The organism is Pseudomonas sp. Pseusp49 (assembly GCF_059491875.1).
Map to the genome: position 1 here is coordinate 3705509 of NZ_CP168514.1, position 21304 is coordinate 3726812.

Consider the following 21304-nt stretch of genomic DNA (forward strand, 5'->3'; position numbering starts at 1 on the left):
TGGCCGCCTTCGCGAGCAGGCTCGCTCCCACATGGGGATGCGTTCCCCTGTGGGAGCGGGCTTGCTCGCGAAGGGGCCATCAGCTTCACAACATCCGTTATTTGACAGACGCCGACCATCCGGCAAAGCTGCATCAAGCTTCAACGCGCGCCTGACGGCAATCGCACCTGGACCATGGAAGTCGTAATGCCGACAAATAAAAACAAAGCTGCACAGCCAAACCCAAATTCGCAACCGACCCTGATCAACCGTTATCTGTTCCCCGTCACCATCGGCATCCTGTTGCTGACTGTGGCGGGTATTGGCTGGTTTTTGCTGAGCAGCACACCGACGCCGCCCAAGCCGATCACCGTCAGCCCCCCTGCTGTTCAACCGGCCAAACCGCAACCTGTCGCCATCGCGCCTGCAAAAATGGTCGACGAGCAGCAATGCCAGGGTTGCCACGGCGAGCAGGTCAAGGACTGGCAAGGCTCCCACCACCAGTTGGCGATGCAGCAAGCCAACGCCGACACGATGCTCGGCGACTTCAACAACGTCACCGTCAAGGCCGAAAAGGAGACCACGGTATTCTCGCGCAAAGGCGACGAATTCTGGGTCAACACGCCGGGCATCGATGGCAGGAATGCCGATTTCAAGGTGGCCTATGCCTTTGGCATCGCGCCCTTGCAGCAGTACCTGATTGAGGTCGGCGAAGGCCGGTTACAGGCCCTTGGCATTGCCTGGGATACCGAAAAGCACCGCTGGTTTCACCTCTACCCGGGCCAGGGCGTGAACTTCAAGAACCCGCTGCACTGGAGCAAACCGAGCCAGAACGCCAACTTCATGTGCGTCGAATGCCATACCACCGGCTTCAAGCGTAATTTCGATGCGGCAAAAAACACCTTCGACAGCCACTGGAACAGCCTGGGTGTCGGCTGTCAGGCCTGTCATGGCCCTGCATCCAATCACCTGGAATGGACGGCGAAGAAGACCGACCTGATCCATGCCGGCTTTGCCGTCGACCTCAAGGACAAGAACGCCACCGTCGAAATCGAAACCTGCGCCCGCTGCCACTCACGCCGTGCGCCTCTGGATGACGGTTACACGGTGGGCAAACGGCTGATGGACGACTACCTGCCGAGCGTCCTGACCCGCGAGCTGTACGCGCTGGACGGCAAGATCAAGGACGAAGTGTTCGAACACGGCTCCTTTGCCCAGAGCAAAATGTTCGACAAGGGTGTGCGTTGCAGCAACTGCCATAATCCGCACAGCACTCAATTGAAAGCGCCAGGCAACGGTGTCTGCCTGCAATGCCACAACACCGCCGGCAAAACCACCGTGGAAGGTGTCGACGGCAAGGGCCTGCAAGCGAAAAACTACGACTCCGTCGAACATACCCGCCACACCCTGGGCCAACCGGGTTCGCAGTGCGTGGATTGCCACATGCCCGGCAAGTTCTACATGGGCAATGATTTCCGGCATGACCACAGCTTCAGCATCCCCAATCCTGAGCGGGCAAAAAAACTCGGTACACCTGATGCCTGCCTGACCTGCCACCAGGGCAAGGCCGGCGACAAGGTCACCGAGCAGTTCAAGCTGTGGAACACGGCCAACGCCAGCGCGGTACAAGCCCCTCGCTACGACGAAAGCCTGTGGTTGATTCGCAACGGTCAGCCCGGTGCCGCACAGGCCTTGATCGAGCAACTGCAACGCAGCAACCTGCCGGCGATCCAGCGCGCGACGCTGCTTGGCGAATTGGCGCAGTATCCAAGCGAGCAAGCGTTGAAACTGGCCACCAGGGACCTCAACAACCCGGCACCGCAAGTCCGTGAGAGTGCCATCCGCGCACTCAGCGCATTCCTGTCACCAGCGGAACGTGCGCCACTGCTGACACCCGTGTTGAGTGACCCTGTGAGAGCCGTGCGCATCGCCGCCGCCCGTGATCTGCTCAGTGTCGCGCACACCGGCCTGGGCACGGCTCAGGACAGCTGGAATGCCGCCATCGGCGAATACGAGGCGGTGCAGAAAAACCTGCTCGAACGCGCCGAAGCGAACCTCAACCTGGCGATGCTGTATCAGGCCAGCGGTCGCAACGCAGAAGTCGAAGGATTCCTGCGCACGGCCCTGCAGCGCGATCCGGACTTCTACCCGGCGCTGGTCACCCTGGTGCAGTGGCTGGAGGCCAACGGTCGCAGCCAGGAAGGTCATGCCCTGCTGGCGCAAAGCCTCAAGGACCATCCTGACTCGGGCCTGCTGCAATACACCCAGGGCCTGGCGCTGATTCGTGCCGGCCAGGCCGCTCAAGCCATGCCGTACCTGCGCCAGGCCGCGAAACTGGAACCGCAGAGCGGGCAATTTGGCTACGTACTGGCGGTGGCTCTGCATGACAGCGGCAAGATCGACGAAGCCTGCGCAGAACTGGAACGGCTGTTGAAAGAGCAACCGGCCAACCGCAATGCCCGCTTGTCGCTGATCCAGTATTACCTGGCCAACGGCCAGGAGCCCAAGGCTCAGGTGCTGTTGCAGGGCTGGAAGAAGATGAACATGGGGGACCCGGCGTTGAAGTAACAGGAGACTCCTGTAGGAGCGAGCTTGCTCCGGGCGGCGTTCCGACGATGGTGTTACAGACGACGCGTTTATCCAGAATTCGCGTTTTCGTTGACGTCCATCGCGAGCAAGCTCGCTCCTTCAGCGGCGTCTGAACAAGGGCCGCGGTTCAATCACCGAGCGGCCGTACAACACGCTCATTCCGGCCAATCCCTTCAACGCATCTTCCGCAGATTTGTCTTCACGCACGGCAAAGCTGTCGAAACCACATTGGCGCATGTGGCTGAGTTGATCGCGCAAGACATCGCCGATGGCGCGCAACTCGCCGGCCCAGCCCAATCGCGTGCGCAGCAGATACGCCTGGCTGTACCCGCGGCCATCGCGAAAGCTCGGAAAATCCAGGGCAATCAAGGGCAGTCGGGCAAACCATGGCTGCAGGCGTTCCACTTCATCGTCCGGCCCCAGCCACACGCCGTTTTGCGACGGGTTTTCCAGCCAACGGTTCAGCGGCACAATCGCGGCCCCCACGGGCAGCGTTGCTTGCGGGTCGCGCACGAGCTCCCACGGATCATCCGCGACAATCCGCGCCACGCCCTCTTCCAGCCGCAACAGATTGTTCATGCCGACACCTGCGGCACTTTCCCGTAGACCGCCTCCTTGAACGGCTCCAGCCCGATCCGCTGGAAGGCGTCGACGAACAGTTCTTCGCTCTCGCGATAGCGCACGAAGGTGTCGACGATGCGCTCGATCACCCCGGGCACTTGCGCGGCGCTGAAGGACGGGCCGATGACCTTGCCTAGCGCACTGTTCTTGCCCTGGGCACCACCCAGGGTGATCTGGTACCACTCGGCGCCGTTCTTGTCGACGCCCAGAATGCCGATGTTGCCGATGTGGTGATGACCGCAGGCATTCATGCAGCCGGAGATATTGAGGCTGATGTCGCCCAGGTCGTGCAGGTAGTCGAGGTCTTCGAAGCGTGCGGCAATGGCCTTGGCGATGGGGATCGACTTGGCGTTGGCCAGCGCGCAGAAGTCGCCACCGGGGCAGGCGATGATGTCGGTGAGCAATCCGGCGTTGGCGCTGCCCAGATTGTGTTCGCAGGCCAGGTGCCACAGGGTGAACAGATCGGCCTTGGACACGTCCGGAAGAACGATATTCTGCTCATGGGCAATGCGGATTTCACCGAAGCCCAAGCGTTCGGACCACTCGGCCACCGCCTCCATCTGTTCGGCCGTGACATCCCCCGGCGGCGCAGCGCTGCCGGGCTTGGTCGACAACACCACGCTGGCATAGCTCGATACTTTGTGCGCCTGCACGTTACGCTGCACCCAACGAGCGAACGCCGGGTTTTCGGCCAGGCGCGTGCCGAAATCGAGATGGGTATCGGACAGATGACGATAAGGCGGTGCAACGAACGCACTGGCCACACGTTCGAACTCGTCGAGGGTCAGTTGCGCCGGGCCGTCCTTGAGGTACTGCCACTCTTGTTCCACTTCCCGGGCGAAGGCCTCGATGCCCAGGGCCTTGACCAGAATCTTGATTCGCGCCTTGTACTTGTTGTCCCGCCGGCCATGGCGGTTATACACCCGCAGCACCGCCTCTACGTAAGACAGCAGGTGCTGCCACGGCAAGCCTTCGCGGATCTGCAAGCCGAGGATCGGCGTGCGCCCCAGGCCGCCGCCGACCATGACTCGCAGGAGCATGTGCCCGTCGGACCCCGGGTAAAGATAAAGGCCGATGTCATGCATCATGATCGCCGCGCGGTCCTGCTCGGCCGAGCAGATGGCGATCTTGAACTTGCGCGGCAGGAACAGGAACTCCGGGTTGATGGTCGACCACTGCCGCAGAATTTCCGCCAACGGTCGCGGGTCGATCATTTCGTCGGCCGCCACCCCGGCAAAGGCTTCGGTGGTGATGTTGCGCACGCAGTTGCCGGAGGTCTGGATCGCATGCATTTCCACCTCGGCCAGGCGTTCGAGGATGTCCGGCACCTGGGCCAGTTCGATCCAGTTGAACTGCATGTTCTGTCGGGTGGTGAAATGGCCGTAGCCGCGATCGTAATCCCGGGCGATGCTCGCCAACGTACGCATCTGCCGGGCGCTAAGCGTGCCGTAGGGAATCGCCACCCGCAGCATGTAGGCGTGCTTTTGCAGGTACAGGCCGTTCTGCAGGCGCAAGGGCAGGAACTCTTCTTCGCTCAGTTCGCCGGCCATGAAGCGCTCGACCTGATCGCGAAACTGCGCAACCCGCTCGAACACCAGTGCCCGGTCGTAATCATCGTACTGATACATGTAGCTACCTCATCAGGATTCACCGCATTCCCTGTGTAGGAGCTGCCGAAGGCTGCGATCTTTTGATCTTAAAGAACAGAATCAAAAGATCGCAGCCTTCGGCAGCTCCTACAGGTCGGTGGGTGCGGTTGTTGTGTGGGGTCGACTATGGACTGGCGGCTCAGCGCATTACAGATTCACCTGAGTGCATAAAAACCGTATCAGAGCGCGGCAGATGGCCGCAGGCGGCACTCAAATCTGATCCGCCTAAATGAAATATTCCTGAGCCTGTTTTGTTTCCATCGGGGTTTCTACAGTGCACGGCATTGCAACCGTGGAAGCATTGAGCATGAGCACAACTACTATCAGTCAGGCCTATAACTACAAGGTCGTGCGCCAGTTCGTGGTGGCGACCGTATTCTGGGGCGTCGTGGGGATGGCGATGGGTGTGTGGATCGCCTCGCAGCTGGTGTGGCCGCAGATGAACCTGGACCTGCCGTGGACCACCTTCGGCCGCTTGCGCCCGTTGCACACCAGCCTGGTGATTTTCGGTTTTGCCGGCAGCGCGCAATTTGCCGCCAGTTACTACGCGGTACAGCGCACCTGTCAGGTGCGGCTGTTTTCCGACAAACTTGCCGCGTTCACCTTCTGGGGCTGGCAATCGGTGATCGTGGTGATGCTGATCACCCTGCCGCTGGGCTACACCACCACCAAGGAATACGCCGAGATCGAATTCACCGGCGCGGTGTGGATGACCGTGGTCTGGGTGGCATACGCGGTGGTGTTCTTCACCACCCTGGTGCAACGCAAGACCAGGCACATCTACGTCGGCAACTGGTTCTTCGGTGCGTTCATCGTGGTCATCGCCATGCTGCACGTGGTCAACCACTTGTCGATTCCGGTGGACTGGTTCAAGTCCTACCCGGTGTATTCCGGGGCCACCGATGCCATGGTCCAGTGGTGGTACGGCCACAACGCCGTGGGCTTTTTCCTGACCACCGGCTTCCTGGGGATGATGTATTACTTCGTGCCGAAACAGGTGGGCCGGCCGGTGTACTCCTATCGCCTGTCGATCGTGCACTTCTGGGCGCTGATTACCCTGTACATCTGGGCCGGTCCTCACCACTTGCACTACACAGCGCTGCCGGACTGGGCGCAGTCGCTGGGCATGGCCATGTCGCTGATCCTGCTGGCGCCGAGCTGGGGCGGGATGATCAACGGCATGATGACGCTCTCGGGCGCCTGGCATAAGCTGCGCACCGACCCGATCCTGCGCTTTCTCGTGCTGTCCCTGGCGTTCTACGGCATGTCGACCTTCGAAGGGCCGATGATGGCGATCAAGACGGTCAACGCCCTCTCCCACTACACCGACTGGACCATCGGCCACGTGCACGCCGGGGCGCTCGGCTGGGTGGCGATGATCACCTTCGGGGCGACCTATCACATGGTGCCGAAGGTATTCGGACGCGATCGGATGCACAGCACGCCGCTGATCAACCTGCACTTCTGGCTGGCGACCATCGGCACCGTGCTGTACATCGCCTCGATGTGGGTCAACGGCATCACCCAGGGCCTGATGTGGCGCGCGATCAACGATGACGGCACGCTGACCTACTCTTTCATCGAAGCCTTGCAGGCCAGCCATCCGGGATTCGTCGTGCGCTTTGCCGGCGGGGTGTTCTTCCTCAGCGGCATGCTGTTGATGGCCTACAACGTGTGGCGCACGGTGCGGGTAGCGGACGTGGCGATGGCCGAACGCGAGGCGCAGTTGGCCTGATGATTGAAGTCATGTTGAACATGGCGGGGGTGGCATTTTTATGGTTCGCCATCGAGTCTTGCCTGCGCCACCAGACCGCCGAGAGCCTGGACGACGCGAGCCTGATCCCGTTTGCGGATGACCCGGAAGTGGCTCGGCGAGTAGAGGCGGCTACCGGGAAGACCATCAATGCAACGGCGCCCGAAGAGGCGAAGCCAGGCTGGGGAAACACCGATTTCTGATACTGTGGGAGCGGGCTTGCTCGCGAAGGGGGCGTGTCAGTCGACATTGATGTTGAATGTAGATCCGCCTTCGCGAGCAAGCCCGCTCCCACCCCCTCAGCCACGATCCCGGGGGATCAAAACCTGTAGCTGCTGCGCCAGAAAATCCGCATTGAATGCAAAGGTATCCGGGTCTTTCAAGCCATTGGTCTTGCGCCACTGCCAGCCGGTGGATGGCGGCAGACACACCAGTGACACGCTGCCATAACGGGCTGCCGTAAAGCCCATCACCGCCACGGAAATCTGCCCGCCGACACCCATCACCTCCGGCACGAACTCCACCGGTTTGCCCGCGATCAGAATGCTCAGCTTTTCAGTCTTGAAGGGCGAGGTCTCCACCGGAACACTGGGCCCCGACGCGACATACACTTCGCGGTTCACTTCGAGCAGGTCAGGTGCCTTGACCGGTTCGAGCCACTGCTGGATCTCATCGAACAGCGCACCAATGCGCTTCACCCACTCGGTCGACTGCGACTCGAACACTTGTTTTTTGTGCGCTTCGCTTTCGGCGTAGTGGCGAAGCATTTCGCCCAGTTGCTGTACATCGTCCATAGCGGTGTTCCCTGAATAGACCGGTGTTGCGGACCTGGAGCATGGCAGATGCCCGCACGCTGCGTACGACTAAAACCTGACGACAGTTTGCACCGTCACGTAAACGCGGGCACTGCCGGTGCGCACTTCACCTGACAAACGGAGTACGGCATGCACCCTGGGCGAGTGATTCAGCCGACCCTGGGCGTGCGACGCAGACGCGCCATGCTCAAGGTGTCCACCAGTACGCCGTCGCGAACCGCGTAATCACGAAACAGGCCCTCGGTTTCGAAGCCGAACTTGCGGTACAGGGCAATGGCTGCTTCATTATCGGCAAACACCGAAAGCTCGACGCGCTGCAGGTTCATCCAGTTGTCGGCGATATCCAGCGCCGTCGCGAGCAACTTGGAACCCACGCCCTTGCCCTGCCACTCGACCGCAACGCCCATGCCGAAACTTCCGGCATGGCTGCGACGAATGCGCGAGAACTGCTCCAGGCCAATGTTGCCGATGACCGTGCCTTGATGCAGGGCCACTACCTTCACCAGGCGCTCGTTATCCGGCGCCAGGCGACTGCGCCAGAGCTCGGTGGACTGAAACGGCATTTGCAGGGTCTGCCGGGCGATGGCGGGATCGTTGTACAGCGCCGTAATGCCTTCGATATGGGATTCGTTGAAGCGCGAGAACGTGATAACGGGTTCGGTGGTCGGCATGGGTGAATCATCCTTGAAGCAGACATGGCTGTTCACTCTATAACGCTACCGCCCAGTGTGGCGAGAACCAATGTGGGAGCGGGCTTGCCCGCGATGGCGGATTGTCAGGCGACATTGAAATTGAATGTGCCGGCCTCATCGCGGGCAAGCCCGCTCCCACAGTTTTGTTGGTTGCTCGGGGATTTTGCGGATAGCCACGAACCCTGTGGGAGCAACTGTCTTCCCCCTGCCGCTCGTCACCGCCTTCGCGAGCAAGCCCGCTCCCACATTTTGATCGCACTCAGCTTTCGAACCACTCCCGACGCTCGCTGAAGGTGTTCTCGATCAACTCGACGACCGTCCGCACCTGTGCTTCACCCTGTGACTCGGCGTTGACCGCCATCCACACCTGACGCCGCATCGGCCGCTCAAACAACCCCGGCAAGGCCACCAGGCCGCGGTCGAAGTGGCTCATGTAGTGCGCCAGCAGGCCGACGCAGGCGCTGCAACGGATCATCTCCAGCATCAGTTCGTAGGATTGCAACTGCACCGCTCCGGCCAGGCGCTGGTCTACCAGTGCATTCCATGGCCGCAAGCTTTCAACATGGCAGTCCTGCTGCCATTGCACCAGGAGGAAATCGGCCAGCTCCTCCAGGCATTCCGGCCTGGACGCCACCCGTGAGTAACGCTTGGCAATGTGCGGCAGGTACTCCAGTTGCGCCAGAGACCGGGGTTCGGTGGTGGCAAAGCTCGGCCCCGGCAACGGCGATCCGGTTTCACCCAGCCACACCACCACGTCGGCGCTGACCGCTTGCAGGGACAGTTCGCTGTCGAGCGTCTTGATGTCCAGGCGCACGCTGGCATTGCGCCGCAGCAGCGCCACCAGGTCACGCCCGAGAATGTCATGCAGGATCGAATCGGCCACGGCCAGCCGAATCAATGGCTGTTCGATCAACGGCAAATCGCGCTCATGGGCCAGGGCGATCAATTGTGCGTGCAGGCGCAAGCCATCGCGACTGAGGCTCAAACCATTGTCTGACGGGTTGAACAGTGAGCACCGCAGCTGTGTTTCCAGCAACGCCAGTTGCCTGCGCAGGCGGGTGGCCTTGATGTTCAGGCTGCGCGCGGCCTGCATGTAACAACCGCAACGGGCACTGACGGTGAAGCACAGCGCCAGTTCGGGGTCGATACCCGCGGCCAACTGGCGCCAGGACGTATTGTTATCGATGGCTACACGATACTCGGCAGCCCCCCGGTGGGCGCTGGTTTCCATGACTGACATCGAGGACTCCCTGTCGACATGACACTGACAGCTCCATCCTGCGGATCATTGATGAAGCTGCTGTGACAATGACTCAGGCGCTGGGGGGCTGGCGAAAGCTCACGGCCAGGCGATTCCAGCTGTTGATGGTGGTGACGGCGATGGTCAGGTCGACCATTTCGCTTTCACTGAACTGCTCCCTGGCCAGCGCGTAAACATCGTCCGGCACGTGGCTTTGCGAGAGCAAGGTGACGGCTTCGGTCCAGGCCAGCGCGGCTCTTTCCCGCGGATTGAAAAAGTTGCTGTCGCGCCAGACCACGATGGAATACAGGCGGCGCTCGCTTTCGCCGAGGCGCCTTGCATCCACCGAGTGCATGTCGGTACAGAAGGCACAGCCGTTGAGTTGCGAGGCGCGAATCTTGACCAGGTGCAGCAGGCCCTGCTCGATGCTCAGGTTGCTGGTCAGGGCCTCCATGGCGATCATGGCCTTCATCGCTTTGGGGGACGCGCTGTAGTAATCCAGGCGGGGCTTCATGGAGCGTTCTCGTGCGGCCTTGAGTTGATTTTCACGGTAATCGCTGGCGCGCGAGCATGACAGATCCAATTTCGCGATTTCCCCGTGGACCAGGGCCTGCAGACCAATTGACGGTTTTTCCACTGCGCAACTTCTGCCGAGCGAGCGGATAAGGGTAATCTTGCGCGACGCACACGCGCCTCAACAGCCCCGGAGTCTCGCCGGCATGGAACTACATGTTGTCATCAACGGCCGCAAGGACCTGGCCGGCCAGTTGTATAACCAACTGCGCAGCGCCATCGAGTCCGGACGCCTGGCCGCCGGGACGCAACTGCCGCCCAGCCGTTTGCTGGCTGAACAATTGGGCATTTCACGCAAGACCATTTCCGATACCTACGCCCAGTTGACCTACGAAAACTTCCTCACCGGGGTGGTCGGCAAAGGCACTTACGTCAATGCGCGCACGTCGAAGGTGCAGCGTAAACAGAACTACACAGAGCTTGGCGGCTTCGAGGTGATCGAGTCCTGGCGCAACCTGCCGGTATTCCTGCGTCATCCGACCCTGGAAGGCTCGCTGCGCTACGACTTCATTGGTGGCGCCACCAGCAAGGGCCAGTTTCCCCAGGATGACTGGCGACGCTGCACCTCCCACGCGCTGCGCCAGATTGCCGGCTCCAAGGGCCTGTACAGCTTGCCTGAGGGCTTGCCCGCCCTGCGCAACGCCATTGCGCGGCACATCGCGTTCTCCCGCGGGGTCAATTGCCAGGACGAGGATGTGGTGGTGTGCAACGGCGCGCAGCAGGCACTGGACCTGATTGCGCGGGTGCTGATCAGCCCGGGCAGCCTGGTCGCCATGGAGGACCCCGGCTACCCGCCGGCGCGGCTGCTGTTCGGCACCCATGGCGCCACGGTGATCGGCGTACCGGTGGACGCCGAAGGCATTGTGGTGGAGCAGATTCCTCGCGGTACACGCCTGATCTACGTCACCCCGTCGCACCAGTTCCCGCTGGGCATTGCGATGAGCCAGGCACGCCGGGAAGCACTGCTGGCCAAGGCTCACGAGCTGGGCGCGATCATCATCGAGGACGACTACGACAGCGAATTCCGCTACGAAGGCCGACCCACCGACTCCCTGCAAAGCATGGACGAACGGGGGATCGTCGCTTACGTCGGGACCTTTTCCAAAACCCTGCTGCCGGAACTGCGGCTTGGCTATGGGATCCTGCCGCCAGCGATCCTGGAGGCCGTGGTGCGCGCCAAACAGCTCACCGACCTGCACACGTCGACCCTGCCGCAGTGGGCGCTGGCCAAGTTCATCGCCGAAGGCTGCCTGCTCAAGCACATCCGCCGCTGCCATACCATCTATGCCGGGCGCCGCGAGCGGATCCTGACGCGCATGGCCGGCGACCTCTCACCCTGGCTGGAGGCGGTGCCGTCCACCGCCGGCTTTCACATGGTGGTGATGTGCAAAGTGCCCCTGGATATTCCATTGGTGATCGAACTGGCGAAAAAAGTCGAAGTCGGGCTCTATGCCATCGACAGCTTTTTCTATCAGCAAGCGCCCAAGGCCGGGTTTTTCCTCGGTTTTGGCGCCATCGAGACCCTGGACATCGACACCGCCCTGGACCGTGTGCGCGACATTTTGCAGCAGGTGGCCTGACGGATTGGCCTGCGGCTTTATCGGGCGATTGGCTATTGGCGGTCCGCAGGGTCAGGCCTATCCTGCATAGGCGTTAACCCTCAATGAGCAGGATTCGTCCGGCCTGATTCAGGAGTGTGAGCAATGTCCCATGAAGTGATCAATACCGTACAGGTACGTGCCGTCGCCGGTCGCTCGGATGAACTGGGTAAGCAACTGCAAAAGATTGTCGAAACCCTGCGTGAACTACCGGGCTGCGAATCCTATATGGTCGACCGCTGCCCAGAGGACAGCAATCGCTGGACGGTCAGTGCCCGCTGGCAATCGGAAGCGGCCATGAAATCGCATTTCAACTGCCCCGAAGTCCAGGGTTTCATCGGCCTGATCGACAGCCAACTGGCCAATGCCGTGGACTTCAACAGTTTTCCGATCGTCTGAAAACAAGATCAAGAGATCGCAGCCTGCGGCAGCTCCTACACGGGAACTGCCGCAGGCTGCGATCTTTGCTTTTAACCTAGGTCTATTGGTCCCCTCGCCTTCCGGAATATTGGCTGTTTAACCGCTACCGCTTGCGCACTACTGTGGTTTGCAACAACTAACCACCGCAGGTAAAGAACCATGAACATGCTGCGTTTGCGTGCTGCTTCCCTCGCCGCCCTGGCCCTGATTGTGTCCGCATCGGCCTTTGCCCATGACCCTTCGGAAAAGGTCACCGTCTTGCAGGACCAGATGCTTAAAAATGCCCCGGGCAAAAAGGCTTTGATGATCGAGGTCGACTACCAGCCAGGCCAATCGTCCATTGCCCACAAGCACGACGGCACGGCCATGGCCTATGTGCTTTCGGGGGCGATCACGTCTCAGGTGAAAGGCGAAAAAGCGGTCACCTACAAGGCCGGTGAGTACTGGTACGAACCCGCAGGTTCGGAACACCTGGTCTCGAAGAACGCCAGTAAAACCAAACCGGCGAAGCTGTTGGTGTTCATGGTATTGGCCCCCGACGAGAAAGTGTTGATCCCATTGGAAAACTGATGGCTGAACGTACAGCCATAAATAAAAAGGCTCGAACTGCGAATTCGGGCCTTTTTATTTCCCGAGGCAATTAACCACAGACTGTTAAACCAAACAAAACTATTGACCACCGAATAAGTGCGAACATTGGCTATTTAAATAAAACATCCAGGGTTTAGTCTTGAGTGACCGTCGGCACAGCACCGGCAACTTAACTTCCGACCATACTGTTTCACTGGAGAAACACCATGAAACTTGCACTTGTCAGTACGTTGACCATAACGGTTGTCTTAACCGGTTGCTCGATCCCTACTGCACCCACGGCGGTCTCTCCGCTCAATGGCATTTTTACCGAACCGGTAGGTCGCAGCGGTGCCACCCTGATCAACAACGGCAGCCAGGTCTCGTTGGGCATCGTCTACAGCCAGAATACCCAGACGAACCGCGCCTATCTGCGGGACTACCAGGACAATGCAGGCACTGGTTTCGGCCAGAGTCTGCTGGTGCAGCCAATTCATGACGCCTATGTAGCCACCTCCAGGCCGGACATGGCGGTTGATTGGGTCAAGGCCTCCCTGCAGCGGCAATTCGGTTCAGTGACCGTGTACCCGGACATACAGAGCCTCAGGGCGGCGAAGCCGGACGTGATGGCGGTGGTCGACACCCGCAGCCAACTGATTACATCGCGCAGTTCAGATATCCAGTCAGATGTCAGTGCGGACTTTTACGACAAGAACTTTAACTATCTCGGCACTGCACAAGGGCATGACGCCAAAGCACTCAGCCCCGTGTGGGCTGACTACAAACGTAGCGAAGAGATCGTTGCCGACATCAATGAACAACAGAATATGCAAGTCAGGGCGCTGCAGAAATTTGACCAGTCGCTCAATAATTTGCTGAGCAAACCGACAGGCACCCTCTCGATGATTGGCAACACGCCAGAGCAAAACCGCTACTGATGTTGTCGGCTCCCAGACTTTATCATGCCTAAAGGCACGGACAAGCTCGCTCCCAGAGTAGATCAGGAAATGGGAGCGGGCTGTGTAGCACTGCGAAACAATTAACCAAGGTAAAACAATTAGATTAAAGTTATTTTAAATTCGGCACGGAACAGCCACCTTTTAAATTTAAAATAATGGATTTATATATGAACAAAGACCAGGAAAGATCCTTCATAGCGCGCCTGACCTGCGAAGGGACCCCCATGACTTTTTTCGAAAGGGTATTAAGCGACAGGTATTTCCAGCAAGACGATGAAGATGGCCCGCACAAACACTTGATTACGACTGCAGAAGTCTACTCTGCTGATTTACAGAAAATGGTACCTTTGGGCGTCACCTCTAAAAATAAAAACAGCATAGGGATAGTGGTGCATTTCAGGTGCTATGACGACTATTACAATCTGCAGATTTTAAGCGAGTCCTACTACAACAAGTACTTCAGCAAGAGCACCCAGGGTTTCCTCGGAGCGCTTCCGGCGGCGGGAGGTGATACGACTTCTTTTAACTTACTGAATGACAGCTTCAATATTGTCACGCTCGATGATTTCGACAGCGATAACCTGACAGTTTACTTGCAAGCACGCAATGCAAACGTTATCAAAAAAACCCTATGGGGTGGGGAGGTGAACCGTTATTGCTTCCACGACCAAATCGGTCACCAGGTTTCGTTCAAACTGCAAATTCTTGAGAGAAATGTGGCCACCCCTCAAAGCACTACGCCCTACACTTGAAATAACAGTGTGTGGTGATTTGACACCATTAAAAAAAAAGCCCCGCATCCTTCGATGCGGGGCTTTTTCATTCAACGCCTGATCAGGCCGCCGGTTCCAGCTCGGCGGCGACAGAGGCAGGCACTACCGCTTGACCGCTCAACGCCAGGTCCAGCAGTTCGCGGTTGGCCACCGCGTACATGGCGTAGTCGGTGCCGCTGGCGGCACGGATTTCCACCAGCATGGCGCGCCAGCGTTCGATCATCCCTTCGTGCTGCGCCATCCACAGGGAGAGTCGTGTTTCCACGTCCTGGGTGCCGTCGCCCTGTTGCAGGACCGAGATGGTGATCGCGCGTTGCTGCCAGTCGACGTCATCGCGGAACGCTTCACGGGCCAGGGCCTGCCAGTTGTTTTCAACCGGCAGAGCGCTGATCTGTTGCATGTACCAGGTGATGTCCAGCGCGCTGCCCACGGCGAAGTACGCCTTGGCCACCTCGGCCGGATCCTGGCCGGTCACGTCGGAAGCCTCGATGATCGGCAGCAGGGTGTACAGGTGCGAGGTACCCGCCACCATACGCGCCAGCAGCTCCGGCACACCGGCTTCGACGTAGGCCTGATAACGGCGCTGCCAGGTTTCACGGATCTCGCCACTGAGCAGTTCGTCGAGCTTCAGGCCCAACTCTTTCAAGTGCGGACCAAAGTGCGCGACGTCACGGGCAGCATTCTGCTCGTTGCGACGGGCACGCAGGAACCAGCGCGTGGCGCGACGACCGAGGCGCATCAGCTCGTCCATCAGCTCCAGTTGAACGTCGGCCGAAACCTGGTAATCCAGGTTTTCGATCTGACGGAACCAGTGCGGGAGATGGAAAATGTCACGCACGATCACGTAGGCGCCGGCCACGTTCGCCGGGCTCATGCCGGTCGACTCTTTGAGTCGTTGAACGAAGGTGATGCCCATGTGGTTGACCAGATCGTTGGCGATCTGGGTGCTGACGATTTCGCGCTTCAGGCGGTGACGGCGCATGGCCACGGAGAACTTGCTCACCAGGGTTGGCGGGAAAGCGGTTTCCATGTCGCGGGTCAGGTAGTCGTCGTCCGGCACCAGGGAGCCCAGCAGCTGCTCCTTGAGGTCGATCTTGCTGTAGGAGATCAGCACCGACAGCTCGGCACGGGTCAGGCCATGGCCTTCCGCGACACGCTCGTTGATCGCTTCTTCCGACGGCAGGAACTCGATGGCACGGTCCAGCTTGCCACGGCCTTCCAGGTCGTTCATCAGGCGCTTGTACTCGGCAATCCGCGGCAAGGCGCGACGGGCTGCCAGGGACAGGGCCTGGGTCTGCTTGTAGTTGTTGCCCAGCACCAGACCACCGACTTCGTCGGTCATGCTCGCCAGCAACTGGTTACGTTGCTTGTCGGTCATGTCGCCGGCCTGAACCACTTCGTTCAGCAGGATCTTGATGTTCACTTCGTGGTCGGAGCAGTCCACGCCACCGGCGTTGTCGATGAAGTCGGTGTTGGAGCCGCCGCCATTAAGGCCGAATTCCACACGACCCAGTTGGGTCATGCCCAGGTTACCGCCCTCGCCCACGACTTTGCAGCGCAGTTCGTTGCCGTTCACGCGCAGTGCATCGTTGGCCTTGTCGCCGACATCGGCGTGGCTTTCGCTGCTGGCCTTGACGTAGGTACCGATACCGCCGTTCCACAGCAGATCCACCGGCGCCTTGAGCAAGGCGTTCAGCAGTTCGGTCGGGGTCAGCTTGTCGGCCTCGATGTCGAAGCGCTCTTTCATCTGCGGGGAAATCGCGATGCTCTTCGCGCTACGCGAGAAGATACCGCCGCCTTCGGACATGATGCTGGTGTCGTAGTCCGACCAGGCCGAACGCGGCAGGTCGAACAGGCGCTGACGCTCGGCGAAGCTCGACGCCGGCTCAGGGTTCGGATCGATGAAGATGTGCAGGTGGTTGAACGCCGCGACCAGCTTCAGCTTGTCGGACATCAACAAGCCGTTGCCGAACACGTCACCGGCCATGTCGCCGACACCGACCACGGTGATGCTGTCTTCCTGGACATTGATGCCGCGCTCGCGGAAGTGGCGCTGTACGCCGACCCACGCGCCCTTGGCGGTGATGCCCATTTTCTTGTGGTCGTAACCGGCCGAACCGCCGGACGCAAACGCGTCACCCAGCCAGAAGCCGTAGTCGATGGCAATGCCGTTGGCGATGTCGGAGAAGGTCGCGGTGCCTTTGTCCGCCGCCACGACCAGGTACGGGTCATCGTCGTCATGACGCACGACGTTGGCCGGCGGTACCAGTGCGCCATCCTTCAGGTTGTCGGTGATGTCCAGCAGACCCGAAATGAAGATGCGGTAGCAGGCGATGCCCTCGGCCGCGATCTCGTCACGGCTGCCGCCCAGTGGCAGACGACGCGGCAGGAAGCCGCCCTTCGCACCCACCGGCACGATCACCGAGTTCTTCACTTGCTGGGCTTTTACCAGGCCCAGCACTTCGGTACGGAAGTCTTCTTCACGGTCGGACCAGCGCAGGCCGCCACGGGCAACGTTGCCGAAGCGCAGGTGCACGCCTTCGACGCGCGGCGAGTACACGAAGATTTCGAACTTCGGTACCGGCTTGGGCAGCTCGGGAATCAAGTGCGGGTTGAACTTGAAGCTGAAGTACGACTTGTTATGGCCGTTGGCATCGGTCTGGTAGAAGTTGGTGCGCAGGGTGGCCTTGATCAGGTCCAGGTAGCGACGCAGGATGCGGTCTTCGTTCAGTACCTGGACATCGTCCAGGGCGCTGAGAATCGCGTGTTCCAGACGCTGTTGCTTGTCGTCCAGGTCATCGCTGGTCAGCTTGCGCGCCAGGTAGAAGCGGGTCTTGAACAACCGGGTCAGCTCGCGAGCGATGTCGGTGTGGTTGTTCAGGGTGCTGGCGATGTAACCCAGGTCGAAGCCCAGGCGGATCTGCTTCAGGTAACGGGCGTAGGCACGCAGCAGCGCCACGTCACGCCATGGCAGGCCGGCGGTCAGTACCAGACGGTTGAACGCGTCGTTCTCGGCATCGCCACGCACGATGTGGACGAACGCGTCCTGCAGCGTGTCGTTGAGCTGCTGGATGTCGAGTTCCAGGCCTTCGGCGGCGGTGAACGCGAAGTCGTGAATCCAGAATTCGCGGCCATTGCTGTGACGCAGGTGATACGGGAACTCGCCCAGCACGCGCAGACCGAGGTTTTCCAGGATCGGCAGGACGTCGGACAGTGCCAGCGGCGTATCGGCGTGGTACAGCTTGCAATGCAGCTGGCGCTGGCCGGCGACCTGGCCCAGCGGCTGATAGAAGCTCATCACCAGCGGGTTTTTGTCGCTCAGGCTCAACAGGTGCTGCATGTCGACCACAGCGGAATGCGCGGCGAAACGCTCGCGGTAACCGGCCGGGAAGCCTTTCGGGAAGTCGGCCAGCACGTTGGTGCCCTGGGCTTCACCGAAGCTCTCGACGGTCAGTGCGGCGTAGTCGTCCTGCCAGCTGCGGCAGGCCTGCACCACTTCTTTTTCCAGCAGCAGCGGGTCGATGTCGAGGCGGTTTTTCGGGTCGACGCGCAGGATCAACTGCACGCGGGCCAGCACGGATTCGGAGAAGAAGGTCCAGAATTCGCAGTCGGTGGCTTTCAGGCGATCCATCAGCACTTGCTGGATCTTCTGGCGCACTTCGGTGGAGTAGATGTCGCGCGGCACGTAGGCCAGGCAGTAGCAGAAACGGCCGTACGGGTCTTTACGCAGGAACACGCGAATCTTGTTGCGTTCCTGGATCTGCACGATCGACATCACGGTGCTGAACAGCTCGTCCACCGGGGTCTGGAACAGATCGTCGCGCGGCAGCACTTCGAGCACCTGCGCCAGTTCCTTGCCCAGGTGAGCCTTGGCCTGGAAGCCGGAGCGGTGTTCGATTTCCTCGACCTTGCGGCGGATGTACGGGATCACCCGCACGCTCTCGCCATACACCGACGAGGTGTACAGGCCCATGAAACGGCATTCCTTGATGACCTTGCCGTTGGCGTCGATTTCGCGGATCGACACGTAGTCCGGGTAAGCCGGGCGGTGTACACGGCTTGGGTGCGCGGCCTTGGCGAACGACAACAGGGTCGGTTCGCGCAGGTAGTTCACGGCGTAGTCTTCGATGCGCAGGTCATCGTAGGTCAGGCCGGCACGCAGCAACTTGGTCAGGCCGAGGAAGGAGTCCTTGTCGTAGACGATATGGCCGCCATCGGCTTCGTCGCTGACCACGAACTCTTCATAACCGAGGAAGGTGAAGTGGTTGCCCACCAGCCATTCCAGGAAGCTCTTGATTTCGTTCTTCTCGTCGCCATCGACGGCGAACTGGCTGTTGTCCAGCTTGGTCAGGATCTCCTGGACCTTGGCCTTCATCGGCTCGAAATCGCCGACGGCCACGCGGACTTCACCGAGCACCTGCTCCAGCTCTTTGCTCAGCACATTGAGCTCGGCGGTGTTGGCGCAGCGGTCGATTTCCAGGTACATCAGCGATTCTTGCTGAATGTCGTCGCCCTGGGTGCCTTTAGGCAGGATTTCCAGCAACTCGCCCTTGCTGCCACGACGCACGCTGAGCACGGTGGTTTGCAGGGTATGGATGCTGTAGCCGCGGCGGTTCAGCTCGGTACGCACCGAGTCCACCAGGAATGGCAGGTCGTGGTGCAGCACTTCGACCGCCGTGTGGGTCGACTGCCAGCCGTGGCGTTCGTAATCGGGGTTGAAGACGCGCACTTGCGGTTGCGCGTGATCGAAGCGCTCAAGCAGGCGCCATGCAGAAAGGGTGCAGCCAGCAAGGTCGGACAACCGACGCTGGGTCAGCTCGTCAAGGGAAATGATGCCGAAGAATTGTTCAGCGAACAGCGCCACTTGTGGCAGTGCCTGTTCACTGATGTGCTGCGCCAGTGCCGCTTGCAGTTGGTGCTGGAAGTCGGCTTTGCTGGCTGCGGTGAAGAACGCCATCTGTGGTACTCCGCTTGGGCTTGTTATTGATGAAAGCGTCGCGCGAAATCCCTTTCGGGGCTACGTTTCAAAGCTAGCCGTCACCCGGTTCCTGATTCTCGGGCAGAGGAAACAGGGTGACAGGTGGGTGAAGCTGGACGAGACACTCAGGTCACATTCACCTTCCGTGAATGGGCATCTGCAAAAACGACTGGCCACGGGTTGCTCCAATGTCTTTACAGGTATCCATTGGTTGCGCAGCTTAACCAGTGCGGCAAGGCCCATGCTTGCGGCGCTGCGACATATTCGGTCATCGGCACGCTGCTCAAGGCATGCGCATCGAACAACACTAGCATTCGCACAGAAAAATGACGGTTATCCATCCGGTTTTACGGGACATCCGTACCAGAAATGACCAGTAACACTCTCCCCGCTCACAACCCGGTCACTGATACGCGAACGAGCAGAAATGTGCGCAGGCTGGCAGAATCGCCCCTTGTTGCGTTTACCACGCCCGTCGAGCCAGGAATTTCCCATGAAAATGAAAACCGCCCTCTTGATCGTCAACCCTTGCGATGACGAAGAAGACGACATGGCCATGCTTTGCTGCCACAGCGAACAGGGCGAAATGTTCCTCATGAGCCGCTACCCGGACGAGGATGAACTGGAAATCACCCTCGACGGCGAGCCTTCGACCCTGGAGGGCGTGAAAGTCACCCTCAGCCCTGCCCTGCTGAAGATCGAAATTGCGGCGGCAGATGCCGATGCGCTCAATGGGGACGATGTGCTGGAAATCACCTTTGATGCCGACATGACGGATCTGGCTGAAGTGGAAGAAACCCTGCAGAACATTCTCAAGGGTACCGGCACCTATATCAGCCAGATTTGATGGCGTCTGGGCGGGCGCCTTCGCGAGCAAGCCCGCTCCCACAGTCGACCGCGTTATTCCGGCAAGAATGCAATCAAATGTGGGAGCGGGTTTGCCCGCGAAGAGGCCCGAGAGAACACCCCCAACCTGCAACCTGTAGAAAGCTCCTACAACGATTGCCAACCATTTCCTGCACTTTGCGCAAAATGCCGTTAGTCGCCGCCCCCCGCGATGGATTAAAGTAACGCCCCCAGCCCTGGCGTATGTCGAACGTCCTCGGCCACCCTTTTGCAGGAACAGTCATCGATGGAACATCGTGAAGCGCTGCTCGCGCTGCGAACCTTTCTTTCAACGCAGATTCTCGGCCAGGAAAAACTCATCGAGCGCTTGCTCATCGCCCTGCTCGCCGACGGCCACATGCTGGTCGAAGGCGCCCCTGGCCTGGCCAAGACCAAGGCCATCAAAGAACTCGCCGAAGGCATCGAAGCCCAGTTCCACCGCATCCAGTTCACCCCCGACCTGTTGCCGGCCGACATTACCGGTACGGAAATCTACCGCCCGGAAACCGGCAGTTTCGTGTTCCAGCAAGGCCCGATCTTCCACAACCTGGTTCTGGCGGACGAAATCAACCGCGCCCCGGCCAAGGTCCAGTCGGCGCTGCTCGAAGCCATGGCCGAACGCCAGGTCAGTGTCGGGCGCAGCACCTACGAGCTGTCGCCCCTGTTTCTGGTGATGGCCACGCAGAACCCGATCGAGCAGGAAGGCACCTACCCCCTGCCTGAAGCCCAGCTCGACCGCTTCCTGATGCACGTGAAAATCGGCTTCCCGGACGCAACCGTTGAACGCAAGATCCTGCAACAGGCCCGTGGCGAAGCCCTCAATGGCGAAACCAAGCCCGAACGCCGGGTCAGCCAGCAGGCCATTTTTGCCGCGCGCAAGGAAATCCTCGGCTTGTACATGGCCGACGCCGTGGAGGAATACCTGGTGCAGCTGGTCATGGCCACGCGCATCCCGGCCAAGTTCGACCCGGAGATGGCCGAGTGGATCGCCTATGGCGCCAGCCCTCGCGGTTCGATTGCCCTGGACCGCTGCGCCCGCGCCCACGCCTGGCTGGCCGGCCGCGACTTCGTCAGCCCGGAAGACATCCAGGCCGTGCTGTTCGACGTGTTGCGCCATCGCATCATTCTTTCCTTTGAAGCCGAAGCCGCTGGCATCGATCAGGACCGGGTAGTCCAGCGGATTCTCGACGTCGTAGCCGTCGCTTGACCC

General features: G+C 60.0%; 17 protein-coding genes. 10 read left to right on the forward strand and 7 right to left on the reverse strand.

Annotated elements, in window-relative coordinates; genetic code table 11:
• Positions 1-186: 186 nt before the first annotated feature.
• A complete protein-coding gene (locus tag ACEN83_RS16535) occupies positions 187-2547 on the forward strand; it encodes a tetratricopeptide repeat protein (RefSeq protein WP_495577755.1) in 2361 nt (786 codons plus the stop codon).
• A gap of 120 nt (positions 2548-2667) precedes the next feature.
• On the opposite strand, the gene ACEN83_RS16540 is transcribed toward ACEN83_RS16535, so the two are convergent.
• Positions 2668-3147: a DUF934 domain-containing protein gene (locus tag ACEN83_RS16540; protein WP_495577756.1), complete on the reverse strand. Its 480-nt coding sequence runs from the start codon at positions 3145-3147 to the stop codon at positions 2668-2670.
• Complete coding sequence (locus ACEN83_RS16545; RefSeq protein ID WP_495577757.1) at positions 3144-4817, reverse strand: nitrite/sulfite reductase; 1674 nt, start codon at positions 4815-4817, stop codon at positions 3144-3146. Before ACEN83_RS16545 ends, ACEN83_RS16540 begins: the two co-directional genes overlap by 4 nt.
• A 328-nt stretch (positions 4818-5145) precedes the next feature.
• Here ACEN83_RS16545 and ccoN point away from each other — a divergent pair, with 328 nt between their 5' ends.
• Both ccoN and ACEN83_RS16555 read left to right on the forward strand, forming a co-directional pair.
• Entirely contained in the window at positions 5146-6573 is a 1428-nt protein-coding gene (gene ccoN / locus ACEN83_RS16550; RefSeq protein WP_495577758.1) for a cytochrome-c oxidase, cbb3-type subunit I, read from the forward strand.
• A complete protein-coding gene (locus ACEN83_RS16555; RefSeq protein ID WP_495577759.1) occupies positions 6573-6794 on the forward strand; it encodes a cbb3-type cytochrome c oxidase subunit 3 in 222 nt (73 codons plus the stop codon). Before ccoN ends, ACEN83_RS16555 begins: the two co-directional genes overlap by 1 nt.
• 96 nt (positions 6795-6890) lie before the next feature.
• Here ACEN83_RS16555 and ACEN83_RS16560 read toward each other — a convergent pair whose 3' ends face one another.
• From ACEN83_RS16560 to ACEN83_RS16575, 4 genes are all read right to left on the reverse strand, one after another.
• The gene (locus tag ACEN83_RS16560; protein WP_495577760.1) at positions 6891-7385 is read right to left on the reverse strand and encodes a hypothetical protein; all 495 of its coding nucleotides are present in this window, start codon (positions 7383-7385) and stop codon (positions 6891-6893) included.
• 170 nt (positions 7386-7555) lie between these two features.
• Positions 7556-8077 carry a GNAT family N-acetyltransferase gene (locus ACEN83_RS16565; protein WP_495577761.1) on the reverse strand — a complete coding sequence of 174 codons (522 nt, stop codon included), beginning with the start codon at positions 8075-8077 and terminating at the stop codon, positions 7556-7558.
• A 280-nt stretch (positions 8078-8357) separates the two neighbouring features.
• Positions 8358-9338 (reverse strand): LysR substrate-binding domain-containing protein, encoded by a 981-nt coding sequence (locus ACEN83_RS16570; RefSeq protein ID WP_495577762.1) that lies wholly within the window; start codon positions 9336-9338, stop codon positions 8358-8360.
• Between the two features lie 73 nt (positions 9339-9411).
• Positions 9412-9852, reverse strand: coding sequence for a carboxymuconolactone decarboxylase family protein (locus tag ACEN83_RS16575; RefSeq protein ID WP_495577763.1), 441 nt, complete (start codon positions 9850-9852; stop codon positions 9412-9414).
• 205 nt (positions 9853-10057) lie between these two features.
• On the opposite strand from ACEN83_RS16575, the gene pdxR reads away from it, so the two are divergent.
• From pdxR to ACEN83_RS16600, 5 genes are all read left to right on the forward strand, one after another.
• A complete protein-coding gene (gene pdxR, locus ACEN83_RS16580) occupies positions 10058-11491 on the forward strand; it encodes a MocR-like pyridoxine biosynthesis transcription factor PdxR (RefSeq protein ID WP_495577764.1) in 1434 nt (477 codons plus the stop codon).
• Between the two features lie 123 nt (positions 11492-11614).
• Entirely contained in the window at positions 11615-11908 is a 294-nt protein-coding gene (locus ACEN83_RS16585; protein ID WP_007979914.1) for an antibiotic biosynthesis monooxygenase family protein, read from the forward strand.
• A gap of 180 nt (positions 11909-12088) precedes the next feature.
• Positions 12089-12499, forward strand: coding sequence for a cupin domain-containing protein (locus ACEN83_RS16590; RefSeq protein ID WP_495577765.1), 411 nt, complete (start codon positions 12089-12091; stop codon positions 12497-12499).
• 227 nt (positions 12500-12726) lie between these two features.
• On the forward strand, positions 12727-13437 hold the full coding sequence (locus ACEN83_RS16595; RefSeq protein WP_495577766.1) for an ATPase: 711 nt from the start codon (positions 12727-12729) through the stop codon (positions 13435-13437).
• 188 nt (positions 13438-13625) lie between these two features.
• Complete coding sequence (locus ACEN83_RS16600) at positions 13626-14210, forward strand: hypothetical protein (RefSeq protein WP_495577767.1); 585 nt, start codon at positions 13626-13628, stop codon at positions 14208-14210.
• 82 nt (positions 14211-14292) lie between these two features.
• Here ACEN83_RS16600 and ACEN83_RS16605 read toward each other — a convergent pair whose 3' ends face one another.
• Positions 14293-19188, reverse strand: coding sequence for an NAD-glutamate dehydrogenase (locus tag ACEN83_RS16605; RefSeq protein ID WP_495577768.1), 4896 nt, complete (start codon positions 19186-19188; stop codon positions 14293-14295).
• A gap of 514 nt (positions 19189-19702) precedes the next feature.
• Between ACEN83_RS16605 and ACEN83_RS16610 the strand changes: the two genes are divergently transcribed.
• Positions 19703-20056, forward strand: coding sequence for a hypothetical protein (locus ACEN83_RS16610; RefSeq protein ID WP_116579267.1), 354 nt, complete (start codon positions 19703-19705; stop codon positions 20054-20056).
• A 285-nt stretch (positions 20057-20341) separates the two neighbouring features.
• Entirely contained in the window at positions 20342-21301 is a 960-nt protein-coding gene (locus tag ACEN83_RS16615) for an AAA family ATPase (protein WP_007979923.1), read from the forward strand.
• Positions 21302-21304: the final 3 nt, after the last annotated feature.

What these genes read in the sequence shown, in the direction of transcription:
- ACEN83_RS16535 (WP_495577755.1), top strand. Translation starts at nt 187, where the DNA reads ATGCCGACAAATAAAAACAAAGCTGCACAGCCAAACCCAAATTCGCAA.
- ACEN83_RS16540 (WP_495577756.1), bottom strand. Translation starts at nt 3,147, where the DNA reads ATGAACAATCTGTTGCGGCTGGAAGAGGGCGTGGCGCGGATTGTCGCG.
- ACEN83_RS16545 (WP_495577757.1), bottom strand. Translation starts at nt 4,817, where the DNA reads ATGTATCAGTACGATGATTACGACCGGGCACTGGTGTTCGAGCGGGTT.
- ccoN (WP_495577758.1), top strand. Translation starts at nt 5,146, where the DNA reads ATGAGCACAACTACTATCAGTCAGGCCTATAACTACAAGGTCGTGCGC.
- ACEN83_RS16555 (WP_495577759.1), top strand. Translation starts at nt 6,573, where the DNA reads ATGATTGAAGTCATGTTGAACATGGCGGGGGTGGCATTTTTATGGTTC.
- ACEN83_RS16560 (WP_495577760.1), bottom strand. Translation starts at nt 7,385, where the DNA reads ATGGACGATGTACAGCAACTGGGCGAAATGCTTCGCCACTACGCCGAA.
- ACEN83_RS16565 (WP_495577761.1), bottom strand. Translation starts at nt 8,077, where the DNA reads ATGCCGACCACCGAACCCGTTATCACGTTCTCGCGCTTCAACGAATCC.
- ACEN83_RS16570 (WP_495577762.1), bottom strand. Translation starts at nt 9,338, where the DNA reads ATGTCAGTCATGGAAACCAGCGCCCACCGGGGGGCTGCCGAGTATCGT.
- ACEN83_RS16575 (WP_495577763.1), bottom strand. Translation starts at nt 9,852, where the DNA reads ATGAAGCCCCGCCTGGATTACTACAGCGCGTCCCCCAAAGCGATGAAG.
- pdxR (WP_495577764.1), top strand. Translation starts at nt 10,058, where the DNA reads ATGGAACTACATGTTGTCATCAACGGCCGCAAGGACCTGGCCGGCCAG.
- ACEN83_RS16585 (WP_007979914.1), top strand. Translation starts at nt 11,615, where the DNA reads ATGTCCCATGAAGTGATCAATACCGTACAGGTACGTGCCGTCGCCGGT.
- ACEN83_RS16590 (WP_495577765.1), top strand. Translation starts at nt 12,089, where the DNA reads ATGAACATGCTGCGTTTGCGTGCTGCTTCCCTCGCCGCCCTGGCCCTG.
- ACEN83_RS16595 (WP_495577766.1), top strand. Translation starts at nt 12,727, where the DNA reads ATGAAACTTGCACTTGTCAGTACGTTGACCATAACGGTTGTCTTAACC.
- ACEN83_RS16600 (WP_495577767.1), top strand. Translation starts at nt 13,626, where the DNA reads ATGAACAAAGACCAGGAAAGATCCTTCATAGCGCGCCTGACCTGCGAA.
- ACEN83_RS16605 (WP_495577768.1), bottom strand. Translation starts at nt 19,188, where the DNA reads ATGGCGTTCTTCACCGCAGCCAGCAAAGCCGACTTCCAGCACCAACTG.
- ACEN83_RS16610 (WP_116579267.1), top strand. Translation starts at nt 19,703, where the DNA reads ATGAAAATGAAAACCGCCCTCTTGATCGTCAACCCTTGCGATGACGAA.
- ACEN83_RS16615 (WP_007979923.1), top strand. Translation starts at nt 20,342, where the DNA reads ATGGAACATCGTGAAGCGCTGCTCGCGCTGCGAACCTTTCTTTCAACG.